Origin of the sequence: Buttiauxella izardii, assembly GCF_003601925.1 — a bacterium.
Classification (GTDB): domain Bacteria; phylum Pseudomonadota; class Gammaproteobacteria; order Enterobacterales; family Enterobacteriaceae; genus Buttiauxella; species Buttiauxella izardii.
In genome coordinates this window covers 25,843-42,873 of sequence record NZ_QZWH01000022.1, presented here as the reverse complement: position 1 = coordinate 42,873, position 17,031 = coordinate 25,843, and the positions used below count along the sequence as shown (strand labels likewise).

Annotated in this window: 16 protein-coding genes, 1 pseudogene and 1 other annotated feature; of the genes and pseudogenes, 4 read left to right on the top strand and 13 right to left on the bottom strand. The window is 51.4% G+C overall.

Going from position 1 to position 17,031, the window contains the following annotated elements:
• Window positions 1-90: 90 nt before the first annotated feature.
• Window positions 91-1,044, bottom strand: coding sequence for a transaldolase (gene tal / locus D6029_RS10965; protein ID WP_120064789.1), 954 nt, complete (start codon window positions 1,042-1,044; stop codon window positions 91-93).
• A 214-nt stretch (window positions 1,045-1,258) separates the two neighbouring features.
• Between tal and D6029_RS10960 the strand changes: the two genes are divergently transcribed.
• Both D6029_RS10960 and yaaA read left to right on the top strand, forming a co-directional pair.
• Window positions 1,259-2,704: an alanine/glycine:cation symporter family protein gene (locus D6029_RS10960; protein WP_120064788.1), complete on the top strand. Its 1,446-nt coding sequence runs from the start codon at window positions 1,259-1,261 to the stop codon at window positions 2,702-2,704.
• Window positions 2,705-2,773: 69 nt separating this feature from the next.
• The gene (yaaA, locus tag D6029_RS10955; RefSeq protein ID WP_120064787.1) at window positions 2,774-3,547 is read left to right on the top strand and encodes a peroxide stress protein YaaA; all 774 of its coding nucleotides are present in this window, start codon (window positions 2,774-2,776) and stop codon (window positions 3,545-3,547) included.
• Between the two features lie 33 nt (window positions 3,548-3,580).
• Here yaaA and D6029_RS10950 read toward each other — a convergent pair whose 3' ends face one another.
• From D6029_RS10950 to yjjY, 7 genes and pseudogenes are all read right to left on the bottom strand, one after another.
• The gene (locus D6029_RS10950; RefSeq protein WP_120064786.1) at window positions 3,581-3,880 is read right to left on the bottom strand and encodes a DUF2502 domain-containing protein; all 300 of its coding nucleotides are present in this window, start codon (window positions 3,878-3,880) and stop codon (window positions 3,581-3,583) included.
• A gap of 215 nt (window positions 3,881-4,095) precedes the next feature.
• The gene (gene thrC / locus D6029_RS10945; protein ID WP_120064785.1) at window positions 4,096-5,382 is read right to left on the bottom strand and encodes a threonine synthase; all 1,287 of its coding nucleotides are present in this window, start codon (window positions 5,380-5,382) and stop codon (window positions 4,096-4,098) included.
• Window positions 5,383-5,385: 3 nt separating this feature from the next.
• On the bottom strand, window positions 5,386-6,315 hold the full coding sequence (thrB, locus tag D6029_RS10940; RefSeq protein WP_120064784.1) for a homoserine kinase: 930 nt from the start codon (window positions 6,313-6,315) through the stop codon (window positions 5,386-5,388).
• 1 nt (window position 6,316) lies between these two features.
• Entirely contained in the window at window positions 6,317-8,779 is a 2,463-nt protein-coding gene (thrA, locus tag D6029_RS10935) for a bifunctional aspartate kinase/homoserine dehydrogenase I (protein WP_120064783.1), read from the bottom strand.
• A gap of 26 nt (window positions 8,780-8,805) precedes the next feature.
• Window positions 8,806-8,922, bottom strand: a sequence feature (Thr leader region).
• On the bottom strand, window positions 8,861-8,929 hold the full coding sequence (gene thrL / locus D6029_RS10930) for a thr operon leader peptide (protein ID WP_072009468.1): 69 nt from the start codon (window positions 8,927-8,929) through the stop codon (window positions 8,861-8,863). Its footprint overlaps the feature before it by 62 nt.
• A 184-nt stretch (window positions 8,930-9,113) precedes the next feature.
• Complete coding sequence (locus D6029_RS10925) at window positions 9,114-9,815, bottom strand: tRNA/rRNA methyltransferase (RefSeq protein WP_120064782.1); 702 nt, start codon at window positions 9,813-9,815, stop codon at window positions 9,114-9,116.
• Between the two features lie 402 nt (window positions 9,816-10,217).
• Window positions 10,218-10,360, bottom strand: a pseudogene (gene yjjY / locus D6029_RS10920) (YjjY family protein).
• Between the two features lie 96 nt (window positions 10,361-10,456).
• Between yjjY and arcA the strand changes: the two are divergent.
• A complete protein-coding gene (arcA, locus tag D6029_RS10915) occupies window positions 10,457-11,173 on the top strand; it encodes a two-component system response regulator ArcA (protein ID WP_120064781.1) in 717 nt (238 codons plus the stop codon).
• Between the two features lie 70 nt (window positions 11,174-11,243).
• On the opposite strand, the gene creD is transcribed toward arcA, so the two are convergent.
• From creD to creA, 4 genes are all read right to left on the bottom strand, one after another.
• Window positions 11,244-12,602, bottom strand: a complete 1,359-nt coding sequence (gene creD / locus D6029_RS10910; protein WP_120064780.1) for a cell envelope integrity protein CreD — start codon at window positions 12,600-12,602, stop codon at window positions 11,244-11,246.
• 88 nt (window positions 12,603-12,690) lie between these two features.
• Complete coding sequence (gene creC, locus D6029_RS10905) at window positions 12,691-14,118, bottom strand: two-component system sensor histidine kinase CreC (protein ID WP_120064779.1); 1,428 nt, start codon at window positions 14,116-14,118, stop codon at window positions 12,691-12,693.
• The gene (gene creB / locus D6029_RS10900) at window positions 14,118-14,813 is read right to left on the bottom strand and encodes a two-component system response regulator CreB (protein WP_120064778.1); all 696 of its coding nucleotides are present in this window, start codon (window positions 14,811-14,813) and stop codon (window positions 14,118-14,120) included. Before creB ends, creC begins: the two co-directional genes overlap by 1 nt.
• A 10-nt stretch (window positions 14,814-14,823) precedes the next feature.
• The gene (gene creA, locus D6029_RS10895; protein ID WP_120064777.1) at window positions 14,824-15,297 is read right to left on the bottom strand and encodes a protein CreA; all 474 of its coding nucleotides are present in this window, start codon (window positions 15,295-15,297) and stop codon (window positions 14,824-14,826) included.
• A 208-nt stretch (window positions 15,298-15,505) separates the two neighbouring features.
• On the opposite strand from creA, the gene robA reads away from it, so the two are divergent.
• Window positions 15,506-16,375 carry an MDR efflux pump AcrAB transcriptional activator RobA gene (gene robA / locus D6029_RS10890; protein WP_120064776.1) on the top strand — a complete coding sequence of 290 codons (870 nt, stop codon included), beginning with the start codon at window positions 15,506-15,508 and terminating at the stop codon, window positions 16,373-16,375.
• Here the strand turns inward: robA and gpmB are convergent, their stop codons facing one another.
• Window positions 16,376-17,023: a 2,3-diphosphoglycerate-dependent phosphoglycerate mutase GpmB gene (gpmB, locus tag D6029_RS10885; protein WP_120064775.1), complete on the bottom strand. Its 648-nt coding sequence runs from the start codon at window positions 17,021-17,023 to the stop codon at window positions 16,376-16,378.
• Between the last annotated feature and the right edge of the window lie 8 nt (window positions 17,024-17,031).

The following is a 17,031-nucleotide window of genomic DNA, read 5'->3' as shown; positions in this document are numbered from 1 at the left end:
TTTACGGAATGATACACGGCGAAAGGCGTTGCAGACAGGGTGAAACACTAAAAAGCGCGACCGGAAAGCTCCGGCCACGCTAATAAATGATTACAGCAGGTCGCCGATCATTTTTTCCAGTTTTTCCTGGTCGATTGCAAACTTACGGATGCCATCCGCCAGTTTATCAACGGCCATTGGATCCTGGTTGTGGCTCCACAGGAACTGGGATTCAGTCATACGCTCTGGACGCGCTTTCACTTCGCCGGTGTAAGACAGTTTACGCTCAACAGCGCCTTCGCTTTCTGCCAGCTCTTTGAGCAGCGCAGGAGCGATAGTCAGACGGTCACAACCAGCCAGTTCGATGATTTCGCCCAGGTTACGGAAGCTTGCGCCCATCACCACGGTTTCATAGCCGTGTTGCTTGTAGTACTGGTAGATTTCAGAAACAGAAACCACACCTGGATCTTCCTGCGGTGCGTACTCTTTCTTATCAGTATTGGCTTTGTACCAGTCGAGGATACGGCCTACGAATGGAGAAATCAGGAACACGCCCGCTTCTGCACAAGCACGAGCCTGAGCGAAGGAGAACAGCAGAGTCAGGTTACAGTTGATGCCTTCTTGCTCTAACTGCTCAGCAGCACGAATGCCCTGCCAGGTAGAAGCCAGTTTGATCAGGATACGGTCATTGCTGATGCCCGCATCGTTATACATTTTGATCAGACGTTTTGCTTTAGTGATGCTGGCATCGGTGTCATAAGACAGACGCGCATCCACTTCAGTAGAGATACGACCTGGGATCAGTTTCAGGATTTCCAGACCAATATTCACCGCCAACTTGTCAGTCGCATCCACAACTTGTTGTGCATGGTCGCTGCTCTGCTCACGCGCCCAGGCAATCGCATCATCAATCAGTTTGCGGTATTCAGGAATTTGCGCAGCGTTCAGAATCAGAGATGGGTTGGTGGTCGCATCTTGCGGTTGATACAGCTTCATTGCCGCAATATCCCCGGTGTCCGCAACAACTGTGGTTAGCTGACGCAGGGAGGTCAATTTATCCGTCATGATAGTTTCTCGTTTGGTAGAACTTGTTAGGGGGATGTAACCGGTCTGGCTTGATGATATCACGACGCAATTCAGGTGCAACCGCAGTGATACATCGGTAATAACTGAACGCGAAACTGATATATTCTATGTATTATTCGCCTGCAATCTAAAGGAGCATGCGCGCAAGCTGCGCATTAGCTGTGCACGTACTGCATGCAAACGAGGGATGTTAATGGCAGATTTTTTTCTGTTTATCAATGAGATACTTTGGGGCTCCGTCCTCATTTATTTATTAGTCGGCGCGGGCCTGTGGTTCACCTGGCGCTGCGGCTTTGTGCAATTCCGCTACCTGACCCAAATTCGCAGCATCATTTTGTCGAACAAAAGCGGCGATTCTTCCGGACTTTCCTCATTTCAGGCGCTGTGTACTAGCCTTGCCGCTCGTGTCGGCAGCGGTAATCTTTCCGGCGTCGCACTCGCCCTGACACTCGGCGGCCCCGGCGCGATTTTTTGGATGTGGGTCGTGGCGATGCTTGGCATGGCGACATCCTTTGCCGAATGCACCCTCGCCCAGCTTTATAAAACGCGCGACGATGAAGGTAATTATCGCGGCGGCCCGGCCTGGTACATGGAGCGCGGGCTGGGAATGCGCTGGATGGGCGTGATGTTCTCCATTTTCCTGATGATCGCTTTCGGTTTGATTTTCAACGCAGTACAGGCCAATTCTATCGCCAACGCGGTAAACCATGCTTTTGGCATCCCTAAAACCTGGATTGGCATCGGGCTAGTCGTTTTAACGGCGGGCGTTATCTGGGGCGGCATGCGCGGCACCGCGCGTATTGCGCAATGGCTGGTGCCATTTATGGCGTTTATCTGGGTGTTGATGAGCCTGGTGGTGATGGCAATGAACATCGAGCGATTGCCAGAAGTGGTTTCGCTGGTGTTCAAAAGTGCATTTGGCTGGCAAGAAGCGGCATCAGGCGCAATAGGGTTCACCATCAGCCAGGCGATTACCACCGGTTTTCAGCGCGGCATGTTCTCCAACGAAGCGGGTATGGGATCTTCACCGAACGCGGCGGCGGCTGCAGCGGCATGGCCTCCACACCCTGCGTCGCAAGGGTTGGTGCAGATGTTCGGCGTACTGATCGACACCATTATTATTTGCACTGCCACCGCTGGCATCATTCTGTTTTCTGGGATTCTCGATACCGCCAATCCCAGCATGAATGGCATTACGCTGGTACAGCAAGCGCTGAGCAGCATGGTTGGCTCGTGGGGAACCGGCTTTATCGCGTTTATCGTGATGCTTTTTGCCTTCACGTCGATTGTCGCCAACTATGCGTATGCGGAAAATAATCTTTTCTTTTTGCAGCAAAAAAGCCCCTTTGCGACGGTTTTATTCCGCTGCCTGGCGCTGATGATGGTGATGTTTGGCACCCTTTCGCCGCTGACGCTGGTCTGGCAAATGGCGGACACGGCGATGGCGTTTATGGCGGTGACGAATCTCACGGCGATTCTGCTGCTTTCGCCGATTGCACGCGATCTCAGTAAGGATTACCTGCGCCAGCTGAAGCTGGGCGAGACGCCAGTATTCGACCCAAACCGTTTTCCCGAGATTAAAAGCCAGCTGGCACCGGGTATTTGGGACAATCCCAAGCCGCCTGAAACCAAACGCTAATCGCAGCCATTGGCAGATACTTTCGGTAAATTTGTTAAAGTAGGCGGTAAAAGTGAGCAAGGAACAAATATGCTAATTCTAATTTCACCTGCAAAAACCCTGGATTATCAAAGCGATTTGCCGACCGATCGTTACACGCAACCGGAGCTGCTGGATTATTCACAGCAGCTGATTGCTGTCGCACGCAAACTCAGCGCCCCGCAAATTTCGTCGCTGATGCATATCAGCGACAAACTGGCGTCGCTCAACGAAACCCGTTTTCATGAATGGCAGCCGGATTTCACGCCACAAAATGCGCGTCAGGCGATTCTGGCATTCAAAGGCGATGTGTATACCGGTTTGCAGGCCGAAGAGTTTAGCGATGCGGATTTCGATTTCGCGCAGCAGCATTTACGTATGCTTTCTGGCTTGTATGGCGTGTTACGTCCGCTGGATTTGATGCAGCCGTATCGTCTGGAAATGGGCATTAAACTTGAGAACCCGAAGGGCAAAGATCTGTATCAGTTCTGGGGTGACACCATCACCGAGAAACTGAACCAGGCCCTGGCGGCTCAGGGCGACAACATCGTGGTGAATCTGGCTTCCGATGAATATTACAAATCGGTCAAACCGAAAAAACTTAATGCTGAGATCATTAAGCCCGTTTTCCTCGACGAGAAGAACGGCAAGTTTAAAGTCATCAGCTTCTACGCCAAGAAAGCGCGTGGGCTGATGAGCCGTTACATCATTGAAAATCGCCTGACTAAAGCTGAGCAACTGACCGGTTTTAATACCGACGGCTACTTTTTCGATGAAGCCGCATCCGGCAAACATGAACTGGTGTTCAAGCGCCACGAACAGTAAAACAAAACGCCAGCGCAATGCTGGCGTTTTCGTTTAGTGATGTTTGTTTTGGCCGTAGTGATTGCCATTATCGTGATGGTCTTTGTCTTTGCCCTTGCCTTTATCATGGTGATCATCATGATGATCGTGCGGATGCCATCTGTTATCGCGCCATTCGTAGTGATCATTCCACCAGCCATGGTCGCGCCAGTTACCGCCATCCCAATAGTTGCCGTGATTATCCTGATCGCCAATCTGCAATTTCACTGCCGGAACGAGCGTAATTTCTGAAGCTTGCGCAGCTAACGGAGCGATGACCAGCATCGATAACGCGAGAATAATTGGTTTCAACATAAGTAACTCCTTACTGCATTCATGCCCCAAATGGGTCGTTGAAGAGAGAATAGGCCGAATGACACAAGGTTGTTATTCTCCGCAATCCTAATCTCTAAGCGCCCGCATTTAATGGGAATTCCTACATTTTCCCTCCTTGTTTCCTGCACATTTCCTCCATGATTCAGTGATAAAAAAACCACTCCGAAGAGTGGTTTCTTAAAGTGTAGCAACGATTACGCTTTCGCCATCATCAATGCACGCAGCGCCGCGAAATCGGCTGGCAGATTGTGAGAAAGCAGCGGCAAATCAGCGCGTTCCGCAAGCTCAGCAGGAAGCGGCAGCGTTTCGCCGAGGATCTCTTCCACGCTTTCTTTAAACTTCGCCGGATGCGCCGTTCCGAGGAACAAGCCGTATTCGCCCGGTTGGAGCTGGTCACGCAGCGCGCGGTAAGCAATCGCCGCGTGAGGTTCAGAAACGTAGCCCACCGCTTTCAACTCTTTCATGGTCGCTTTAGTGGTTTCGTCCGTCACGGTCGCGTAACCGAGATCGGTCAAGCGCCAGATCTTACGGCGGAACAACTCTTCCACGCGCGGCCAGTTGTTTGGCTGGCTGACATCCATCGCGTTAGACAGCGTCGCCACGGTGGTTTTCGGTGCCCACTCGCCGTTGGTCAGGAAACGTGGAACGGTGTCGTTGGCGTTGGTCGCGGCGATAAAACGCTTAATCGGTAAGCCAAGAGATTTTGCCAGCAGACCGGCAGTCAAATCGCCAAAGTTGCCGCTTGGCACCGAGACCACCAACTGATTGCGCGCTTCTTGTGGCAGTTGTGCCACCGCTTCAAAGTAGTAGCAAATCTGCGCCAGCAAACGGCTAATGTTGATGGAGTTGGCGGAGTTTAAGCCCAGCGCCACTTTCAGCTCTTCGTCATCAAACGCTTGTTTCACCAGCGCCTGACAGGCATCGAAATCGCCGTCGATTGCCACAGTTTCAATGTTGCCGCCGAGTGTGCAGAACAGTTTTTCCTGCAGCGGGCTGATTTTGCCGCGCGGGTACAGAATCACCACGCGCACGTTTTTCAGTCCGTAGAACGCGTGGGCTACCGCCGCACCGGTGTCACCGGATGTCGCAGTCAGAATCGTTACCGGTTTGTCGCCACTGATATGCGTCAGCATCTGCGCCATAAAACGACCGCCGAAATCTTTAAACGCCAGCGTCGGGCCGTGGAACAGCTCAAGGCAGCCGATATCTGGTTCAACATTTTTCACTGGCGCGGGGAAAGCAAACGCCGCGCGCACGCGCTCTTCCAGTAATTCTTGCGGGATCTCATCACCGATAAACGCAGACAAAATCTTGCTGCTGCGGGAAACGAAATCCATCTTCAACATTTCGTCGATTTCGGTCAGTTCAAATTCCGGCAAATCGTGTGGAAAAAACAGCCCCTGCTGTTTACCCAACCCCTGCACAATCGCCTGGGCAAAAGTGACCTGCTCGTTATGATCTTTAAGGTTATACAGTTTCATGCGTTATCCCAGAACTCGTGCGCCCGCCGTGTCCAGACGGCAAATATGTACAAAACCTTCCTGGTTCTGCAAATAGTGTTGGCTGAGCCAGTCAGCCACGCGATGTGCGGTATCAGTGTTATCGCACAGTGCAAAAAGAGTGGGGCCGGAGCCCGAAATACCACTCGCCACCGCACCAATATCCGCTGCGGCCTGGCGTGCTTCGTTAAAGCGCGGCAGCAGTTTTGCGCGGTAAGGCTCGGCAATCACATCACGCATCAGTTTTGCCGCAAGCTGTGGCTGGCGGGTGTGGCACGCGTGAATAAAGCCCGCCAGATGGCGACCGTGGCTGATGCAATCCTGGCGACGATATTGCGCCGGGAGAATTGCGCGGGCTTCGGCGGTCGAGACTTTAATTCCCGGATACGCCAGCACCCAAAGCCATTCATCAAAGCCCGGTACAGACTGGCTGATGATGCCATTTTCTTCAATCATCAATTGCATACCGCCAAGGAAGCACGGCGCAACGTTGTCATAGTGAACGCTGCCCGAAATGCGCCCTTCCAGCTCACCCATCAGGCTCAGCAAGCGGGTATCGCTAAGTGGTTTGCCGCAATATTCGTTCATCGCCATTAAGCCTGCGACCACTGAACACGCGCTGGAACCCAGACCAGAACCAATCGGCATGCTTTTTTCCAGCGTCATCGCTACCGGAATGTTTTTGCCGATTTCCTGGCAGAAACGCTCCCAGCACTGGTACACGATATTTTCACGCGGCTCGTCAGGTAACTTGCTGGCGAAGCGTCCAATGTTTTTTAAACTGAATGTGTCTGCCGCTTCGACAGTCACGTAATCGCCAAGCAGCGAACCATCAATCGGCGAAACTGCCGCGCCCAGCACATCAAACCCGACGCTCATATTGGCGCTGGAAGCCGGGGCATATACTTTAACCATCTTAAACTCCTAACTTCCATGACAAAGTGCGCAATAAGTCGGCGAAAACACCGGCGGCAGTGACATCGTTTCCTGCACCATAACCGCGAAGTACCAGCGGCAGCGGCTGATAATAATGGCTGTAAAACGCCAGGGCGTTCTCGCCGTTTTTAACTTTATACAACGGGTCGTTGCCATCGACGGCATCAATTTTAACTTTGCAGCTACCGTCTGCTTCAATCACGCCAACATAACGCAACACTTTGCCTTCGTCGCGGGCTTGAGCCACGCGCGCTGAAAACTCGTCATCAAGCTGTGGGATACGCGCCATAAATGACTCGACATCGCCGGTGGAATCAAATGATTCGGGCAAGACGGGCTCGATAACAATATCGGAAAGCTCAAGATTGCTGCCGGTTTCACGGGCGAGGATCAACAGCTTGCGTGCCACATCCATGCCGGAAAGGTCATCACGCGGATCGGGTTCGGTATAACCCATTTCACGCGCCACTTTGGTGGCTTCTGACAGGCTCATGCCTTCATCCAGTTTGCCAAAGATAAACGACAGCGAACCAGAAAGAATGCCGGAGAAACGTTGTAATTCGTCACCCGCATTCAGCAGGTTTTGCAGGTTTTCGATAACGGGCAAACCCGCGCCCACGTTGGTGTCGTAAAGGAATTTACGGCGTGATTTCGCCGCCGCATTACGCATCTGATGGTAGTAATTCATGGTGGAGGTATTCGCCTTTTTGTTCGGCGTCACCACGTGGAAACCTTCGCCGAGGAAATCGGCATACTGATCGGCCACCGCCTGGCTGGAAGTACAGTCAACGATAACCGGGTTGAGCAGGTGGTACTCTTTCACCAGGCGAATCAACCGCCCAAGGTTGAAAGGCTCTTTCGCCGCCGCCAGTTCTGCCTGCCAGTTATTCAAATCCAGACCGTGAATATTGGTCAGCAAGGCTTTCGAGTTCGCGATACCGCAGACGCGCAAATCGATATGTTTTTGCTTGAGCCACGCTTGCTGGCGTTTCACTTGCTCAACCAATGCCGCACCGACGCCGCCCACGCCAATCAGGAACACTTCGATAACCTGATCGGTATTGAACAGCATCTGGTGAGTCACACGCACGCCCGTTGTCGCATCGTCATTACTGACGACGACCGAGATGGAACGCTCGGAAGAACCCTGCGCGATGGCGACGATATTGATATTGGCGCGAGCCAGAGCGGCGAAGAACTTGGCCGAAATACCGCGCAGTGTGCGCATACCGTCACCGACAACCGAGATAATCGCCAGATGCTCCATGATGGCCAACGGTTCGAGCAGGCCTTCTTTCAGCTCCAGATAAAACTCTTCTTCCATCGCACGACGCGCACGGGCGCAATCCGCCTGCGGCACGCAGTAGCTGATGCTGTATTCAGACGACGACTGAGTAATCAGCACAACCGAAATCCCGGCACCGGACATCGCGGCAAACACACGCGCAGCCATGCCGACCATTCCCTTCATGCCTGGGCCTGAGACGTTAAACATCGCCATATTATTCAGGTTGGTGATGCCTTTCACCGGCAGAGAGTCTTCGTCACTTTCCGCGCCAATCAGCGTTCCCGGCGCTTGTGGGTTTCCGGTGTTTTTAATCAGGCAAGGGATTTGGAACTGAGCGATAGGAGAAATGGTACGTGGATGCAGAACTTTAGCGCCGAAGTAAGAAAGCTCCATCGCTTCCTGATACGACATCGATTTCAGCAACCTGGCGTCCGGGACCTGGCGCGGGTCGCAGGTATAAACGCCGTCAACGTCAGTCCAGATTTCACAACAGTCAGCACGTAAACAGGCGGCTAATACGGCGGCGGAATAGTCAGAACCGTTACGCCCTAACACCACCAACTCGCCTTTGTCGTTGCCGGCAGTAAAGCCCGCCATCAAAATCATATGGTCAGCCGGGATGCGGCTGGCGGCAATGCGGCGTGAGGATTCAGCGATATCGACAGTGGACTCAAGGTAATGCCCGACGGCGAGGAGTTTCTCGACCGGATTGATCACCGTTACGTTGTGCCCACGCGCTTTGAGCAATTCAGCCATGATCGCGATTGAGAGCTTTTCACCCCGGCAGATGATGGCGGCGTTGATGCTATCCGGGCATTGCCCCAACAGACTGATACCATGCAGAACATGCTTTAACTGAGCAAATTCCTGGTCAACAAAAGCTTTGAGTTGCGCATGAGGAAAACCGGGCTGGGCTTCTGCCAGGCCATTGAGAAGTTCGCTAAAGATGCGTTCTGCGTCACTGATATTCGGTAGGGCATCCTGGCCGCCAATGGTTTTTTCAATCATGGCAACGAGGTGATTGGTAATTTTTGCCGGGGCAGACAGCACGGTTGCGACCTGCCCCTGTTTGGCATTGCTTTCCAGGATATCGGCAACACGGAGGAAACGCTCCGCATTTGCCACTGAAGTACCACCGAATTTCAACACTCGCATTTGTTATTACCCTTGTATTTTTAGTCCAAAAAAAAACCCGCACTGGTTAGGTGCGGGCTTTTTTCGTTTTCCTGGTATGCGTCAGCCCGCACCGTTACCTGTTGTAATGGTGGTTGTAATAATTGTGGTCATTGGGCTGATGCGAATCATGGATGTTGTGTGCTCGTAATATGATTTACCTATATTGACTAAAGTATCCGGCAAGCTAAGTCAATTTATTTTTAATTTTACCACTGTCTGTGACATGACGATTGCACGCTGATAAATCATCACAAAATGCCCTTATTCCGCTGAAAAAGAGGAGGGAACGCACCCCATCTTCACTGCTATTAATTCAGTTTCCAGCATTTTTCTCTGGCAGTTTTTTTTCAATATCGTGGAGCAAACGGTGCAACATTGCCGTATCGCGTTGCGCTAACATGCCCAGTCGCTGTTGTAACCAGTCGACCATTTTTTGGTCATCGCTGGCATCCACGCGTTCTAGCAAATCGGAGATACGCGTGCGCAAAGCAACTAATTGTTTCGCATCAACTACATCATGTTCAGCGGCAGGTTGTTGCATCAGCGCGGAAAGTTGGTAGCAATAAACCATCACGGCCTGCCCAAGATTAAGCGAAGGATAATCCGCCACCATCGGCACACCGGTTAACACATCCGCCAGTTCCAGCTCTTCGTTGGTCAGCCCGGAATCTTCGCGACCAAAGACTAACGCCGCCGTCCCTACCCATTGCCGCTTTTCTTCAAGCAACGGCACCAGTTGCTGTGGCGTGGCGTAGTAATGGAATTTCGCACGGCTGCGGGCGGTGGTGGCAATCGTGAAATCCACATCATGCAACGCCTCTTCCAGAGTGTTGAAATGCTGCGCGTTATCCAGCACATCACCAGATCCATGCGCGACCCAGCGGGCTTCCGGCTGACGGTCAGCTTCACTGTCAACAATACGCAATTCGGCAAAGCCCATGGTCTTCATGGCGCGGGCTGCGGCACCGACATTTTCAGCTCTGGCGGGAGCGACCAAAATAATTAAAAAACGCATTCAAACTCTCTTTAAAAAATTTGTCTTTTTTCGGACATTCACAAAATACAAATGATAATACGCATCAAAAATTTACATTAAGGTAACATTGATATATAAAATGCATGAATGCGAATCATAAGTACCACAAATGCTTTTCGGTGGTTTGACCAGCGCTAACACAGACCACAAAGAATACTATCTATTTGTTTTATATAACAAAAAAGCCATAAAAGTGCCATCGGCAATCTGATTTACATTCTTTACTAATCAATTCGCGTAACTATCTATATTATTAAAATATTGTGACGAAAGGTGGCAAAACGCTACGATGATTTCATCAAACTGTTAACGTGCTACAATTGAATTTGATATATGTCAACGAAGCGTAGTTTTATCAGATGTCTAAAGCGGTCCTGCCTGTTATGTTGCTGTTAAAATGGTATAGGATAACAACCGTTTTTGACACCGTCGGGTCCAGAGGGAAAAGTGCCCACGACCAAGCTAATGATGTTGTTGACGTTGATGGAAAGTGCATCAAGAACGCAATTACGTACTTTAGTCATGTTACGCCCAGCATGTTAATTTATGGCATGTAATAGGCAGGTCAGGGACTTTTGTACTTCCTGTTTTGATTTAGTTGGCAATTTTAGGTAGCAAACATGCAGACCCCGCACATTCTTATCGTCGAAGACGAATTAGTAACACGCAACACGTTAAAGAGCATTTTTGAAGCTGAAGGTTATGATGTTTCTGAAGCGACTGATGGCGCTGAAATGCATCAGATCCTTTCCGATAATGACATCAATCTGGTCATTATGGATATCAACCTGCCTGGTAAAAACGGCCTATTGCTGGCGCGTGAATTGCGTGAGCAAGCCAATGTGGCATTGATGTTCCTGACCGGTCGCGACAACGAAGTCGATAAAATTCTTGGCCTTGAAATCGGCGCAGATGATTACATCACTAAGCCATTCAATCCACGTGAATTGACTATCCGTGCACGCAACTTGTTGTCGCGCACTATGAACCTGGGTGCTATCAGCGAAGAACGTCGTTCTGTTGAAAGCTACAAGTTCAATGGTTGGGAACTGGATATCAACAGCCGTTCACTGGTCAGCCCTAATGGCGAGCAGTACAAGTTGCCGCGTAGCGAATTCCGCGCGATGCTGCACTTCTGCGAAAACCCAGGGAAAATTCAGTCTCGCGCTGAATTGCTGAAGAAAATGACAGGCCGTGAGCTTAAGCCACACGACCGTACCGTTGACGTCACAATTCGTCGTATTCGTAAGCATTTCGAATCGACTCCAGATACACCTGAAATCATCGCCACTATCCATGGTGAAGGTTATCGCTTCTGCGGCGATTTACAGGAATAAACCTGTAATCAACTTGAACATGAAAGGGCGGATTTTTAATCCGCCCTTTTCTTTTGCTCTGATTAAGCCCTTATTTCCACAAGCGGAACCGTTCAGGATCTTTCTCTACGTCAGTCGTTTCCTGCGTCTGCACCTTTTTACTCATGCCGTACCAGTCAGTGTGGCGCGTTAGCAGCATAATCGCCGAAAGTGCCGCAAACAGGACTCCCGTGCCAAGCAATAAAGCGCTGTCCTCAGACTGAAGCAGCAACCAGAGCACGGCATCGAGCACCAGCAACCCAGTCGTAAACATCAAACTTGTTTTCCAGCTATTCAGAACCGCTTTAAGATAGAAGCCGTTAATCCCCGCACAAATCAGGCTCGCCAGTAGCCACGCGCTATCGAAACCAATATGTTCCGAAACCGCCAGTAGAACGAGATAGAACATCACCAGCGACAGTCCAACCAGCAAATATTGCATCGGGTGAACGCGTAAACCCGTCAGCGTTTCCAGCAAGAAGAAACTCATAAACGTCAGACCAATCAGCAAGATGGCATATTTCACGGCGCGGTCAGTGAGTTGATATTGATCAACCGGATTTGCCACCGTCACACTAAATGCCGGCAAGCGAGCAACATCCATAATCTGCCCGTCATAGAAACTGGTGTTCAGGTTGTTGGCAAACCAGGTGCTCTGCCAATTCGCGGTAAAACCACTTTCCGTAACCGTGCGCTGTTGCGGAAGGAAATCGCCAATAAAGCTCGGATGCGGCCAATTGCTGGTTAAGCTGAACTGGCTATTCCGCCCAAGCGGCACCACGGCAAGCTGTTTGGTGCCCATTAAATCCAGGTTAAAACGCAGCGTAAGCTTTTCATCCTTAAGGCGTTCCACTGGAAGAATGGCGTGCAGCCCCTGTTCAACACCAGGCAGATTGGTGCCGGGTTCAATCGGATAAGATTTCCCGTTGATATCCAGCTCGCCCACTTTACCGATACCGCGAGAATCTCCCACCGCCATCACCACATACGGTGTGCCAATTTGAGCATCACCGCTGGTGTCGCTATCGAGCTGTTGGCGGTTAAACGTGGCATCCAGCGTGACGGATGTGCGCCAGATTTGTCCTTCGTAAATGCCGATATGACGCGGCTCAACGGTCTGCTTTCCCACAATATTGAGGTTTTCTGGTAAATAGTAGCGAATGAAACGACGCTCTTTTTTAACCTCTTTATTATCTTCCAGAACGGTCGTCAGCTCGGTAATAGGAATGGCAATGAGCGGGCCGATAATGGTTTGTGGGCCGCTGGTGCTTTGGCGCAGCGACTGCTCAACATCATCGCGATAACTGCTGCGCTCATCAATTAACGAACTCAACATACTCAGCGGAATGAGCAACAACAGCATGCAACCGAGCAAGGTCATCACTTTCCAGAACAACGCAGATTTCAACATAATCCCCTCCATTTTTTGATGTGGTGAGGATAGCGAGCGTATGTGGGGGCTAAATGAAGTTATGTGAAGAGACGGTGAAGTGGTGAAATTATTTTCCGGGCAGTGTCAGCGTGGCTTGCGCCCCACCCTGTAGGCGATTTTCCAGCGTTATGGTTCCGCGATGCAGCCGCGCCACTTCGCGTACAAAAGCCAGCCCTAACCCACTGCTCTTTTGCCCGTTGCGGCGGGGTAGTGAATAGAAACGTTCAAACACACGGTCTTGGGCGTATTCAGGAATACCGCTGCCGGTATCAGTCACCAGGATGGCGATCTCCCCTTCTGAATGCTCAACGCTTAGTGAAACCTCCCCGCCTGGTGGAGTGAAATCGAGCGCGTTATCCAGCAGATTCCCGATAGCCTGCTCAAGCAACGCAGCGTCGCCTTCTGCCGTGCCGCCCTTCACGCTGTTTTCATCAATGCGTAATGAAATCTGCTTGTTATGCGCAACCACTTCGCGGTTATCACATAACGCGGAAAAGAGTGCAGCCAGGTTAATCGGCTGCGGCGTGATTTCTGCTCGGCTTTCCAGTTTTGCCTGGCGCAAGAGGTTATCCACCAGCTGCTGCATGCGCAGATTTTGCTGGAGAATATTCACCGAGAATTTCTCCACCACTTCCGGCGGCGGCCCTTCACGCAGAATTTCTGCCGCTCCGCGAATCGCGGCCAGCGGGCTTTTCAGCTCATGCGTCAACGCATGAACGTATTGTTCGATATAAGTTTTGCCTTCAAGTTTCAGACGCATACTTTCGAGCGCTAACGCCAGTTTGCGCAATTCGCTGCTGCCCGGTTTTGGCAACGGTAAAGGATGTTCTTCGGTGACTGAATCGGCGTAACGCACAAGCGCGCCAATCGAGCGGTTAATCCATAACACCACCCCGAAGCCAATCATCAGTGCGATACCCAGCAGAGCAACGCCCGCCCACAAAATACGGCGCTCGCTGCGGCGAATCACAGGTTCCAACGCGCTATTGGGTTTCCCTACGCTCAGGACGCCAATGATATTGGCCCCGTCACGCACCGGAGCAGCCACATACATCACCGTGCTTTCCGGGTTATTGGCATTGACTGGCGTACTACGCGCTCCGTATTTCCCCTGTAGCGTCAGCCACACATCATTCCAGCGCGAGTAATCCTGGCCTATTGCTTTGCCGCCGGAATCGAATAAAACCATGCCTTTCGCATCCGTGAGATAGACACGATATTCGTTTCTGGATTTGGTAATGCCGCCGATGTTGGCCTGGAAGTTATGCTGATTCAGGCGGGAGAATGCCTGCGCCAGTTGCCCGTTTTGCGCATTTCCAGCCAGCATATCCTCACGCGCAAACTCGGCGAGCAGCGTTGCGGTATCAATGAGCGTCCCTTCGGTTGCACGCCGAACGCCAGGCTTCACTTCCTGTAAAAAAATCGACAGCACAAACCAGGCGGCAATCGCCACAATGAGAAAATAACCCAGCAACAAGCGCATGCCGATGCGCATTAGCTCACTCCCAGGCTGTAACCGAGGCCACGATGGGTATTGATCGGCGAGAGTTCTGGGTTAATGGCGCGAAGTTTGGCGCGCAGGGTTTTAATGTGAGTATCAACGGTGCGGTCAAAACTTTCTTCCGCCGTGCTCCAGACCAGTTCCATCAGCTGCTGGCGCGAAAACACACGCCCCGGCCACTGCAAAAACGTCTTGAGCATCAGGAATTCATAGCGAGTCAGCAGCAAAGGCTGATGGCACCAGTTTATCTGCGCCGCCATTTCGTTAAGTTCAAACAAACCAATACGTTGAATGCTGGCACCAGGGTTTTTCTGCTGTTTTTGTAAACGGCGCAACACGGTGCGCACCCGCGCACATACCTCACGCGGAGAGAAAGGCTTGGCGATATAGTCATCTGCGCCAATTTCGAGGCCAATCAGGCGATCGACCTCTTCACTACGCGCCGTCAGAAACAGCAACGGCAACTCCGGGTAGTCCGCCAGCAGACGGCGGCATAACTCAAAGCCATTAATATCCGGCAGGCCAACATCCAGAATAGCGAGATCCGGACGCGCTTCACGCGCCGCCTCCAGTACCGGCAATCCGCGATCAAACCCGCGCACCACAAAGCCTTCCTGCTGCAAGGTGTAGATGAGCGTATCGGCGATACTGGCTTCATCTTCGACTAACCAGATAGTGGCCTGACTCATAATCCGTTCCTTATTTACTCCAGGGCATAATCGGCACGGCACTCAAGGCATTTTTCGGTGAGCCGTCGACCACTTTATCGGAGTAAGCCAGGTAGGCCAGCGTGTTACGTTTCGCATCATAGAAGCGCACTACTTGCAGCTTTTTAAACACCAGCGAGGTTCGTTTCTGGAACACTACATCACCCTGAGTTTTACCGGCTTTTATTTTCTCGCTCAGTTCAACCGGCCCGACCTGCTGGCAAGAAATCGCCGCATCAGAAGTGTCTTCAGCCAGGCCTAAACCGCCTTTAATGCCGCCCGTTTTTGCACGACTGATGTAGCAAGTCACGTTTTTAACATCCGGGTCATCAAAGGCCTCAACGACGATTTTATGGTCAGGGCCAAAAATCTTGAAAACCGTATCAACGGAGCCGATTTGTTCGGCCTTTGCACCCAGTGAAATGAACAGCAAAGAACCCAGTGCGACTAAAACTTTATATTTCATATTGTTACCATTGGTTAAGATTACCTAAAGGGACTATTAACACTTTTGGCCAAAAACTCGTTTAATATCACGTTATTAATAAAATTGTCGGAATGAGTAACTGATTTTGGCACGAGTTGTTAAAAAAAAACTCTGAATGTCATAACAACAAAAAGTGCTATCATCGCCCACATTAACGGCACTCACCGTGTCAGGATGAGGATATTATATGGATCAGGCAGGGATCATTCGCGATCTATTAACCTGGCTAGAAGGCCATCTGGATCAGCCTCTGTCACTGGATAATGTGGCGGCAAAGGCAGGTTATTCCAAGTGGCATCTACAACGGATGTTCAAAGATGTTACGGGTCATGCCATTGGCGCATACATTCGTGCACGTCGTTTATCTAAATCTGCCGTTGCGTTGCGGTTAACCGCGCGTCCCATTCTTGATATTGCCTTGCAGTATCGTTTTGATTCGCAACAAACTTTTACTCGCGCCTTCAAAAAGCAGTTTACCCAAACGCCAGCATTATACCGCCGTTCCCCAGACTGGAGCGCTTTCGGTATGCGTCCGCCGCTGCGTTTAGATGAGTACCCTCTGCCGCAGGCGCAGTTTGTCACGCTTCCAGAAACGCATCTGGTAGGTGTCACGCAAAGCTATAGCTGCACGCTCGAACAAATCTCTGATTTCCGTAACGAAATGCGCATTCAGTTCTGGACGCAGTTCCTTGGGAACTCTCCAACATTGCCACGCGTGCTTTACGGTTTGCATGAGCCACGCCCAAGCATTGAGCGCGATGACGAACAGGAAGTGTTTTATACCACGGCACTGGCGCCAGAAATGGCGAACGGGTTCTTGCCAGATTCGCATCCGGTCAGGCTGGAAGGCGGCGAATACGTGCAGTTTGACTACGAAGGTCCAGGCACCGGTTTGCAGGAGTTTATCCTGACGATTTACGGCACCTGTATGCCATCGCTGAATCTGACTCGTCGTAAAGGTCAGGATATCGAACGCTTCTTCCCGCAGGAAGAAGCGCGTGTTCAGGACCGACCAATGCAGATCAGATGTGAATATCTGATTCCAGTACGTCGTTAATTAACGCTGTAATTCGTCCAACGCAGGGGCGTCCAGATGTGAGATATCCCCTGCCGTTTCAACCACCCAGCCAGAAGCCAACCACGGACTTTGTTGGTGATCAACGCGGGAAATCGAACAGTTTCTTAAACGCAGGCGGCGTTCAGCCCAGGCCGGTAAGCCCAGAATCGTACTCACCAGGCAGCCCAGTGCCATACCGTGGCTCACCAGCAACGGACGACTCCCTTCAGGCAAATCCAGGCAAGCATTGAGAGCGGAGTGCATACGTTCGCTCATCTCTAACATGCTTTCGCCGTCTGGAATTCGACCATCAGCCGTGCCATTCACCAGTTGACGACGCCAGCCCTCTTCTTCTTCGTTCAGCGTATCCAGATTACGACGTTCCAGAACGCCCATATCCAGCTCGCGTAAACGCGCATCCAGCGTGACATCCACACCGCACGCGGTTGCGATAATCTCAGCGGTGCGGCGAGTACGCCCCAAATCACTGGCGATCACGTGCGTAATACCCAACGTTTTGACACGCTCAGCCACCTGCTCGGCCTGGCGTTCCCCTTTTTCAGTCAGCGCACTGTCTGACTGGCCCTGAATGCGGCGCTGCGCATTCCACTGCGTTTCGCCGTGGCGAACAAGGTATACCTGTAACATGCGTTTTT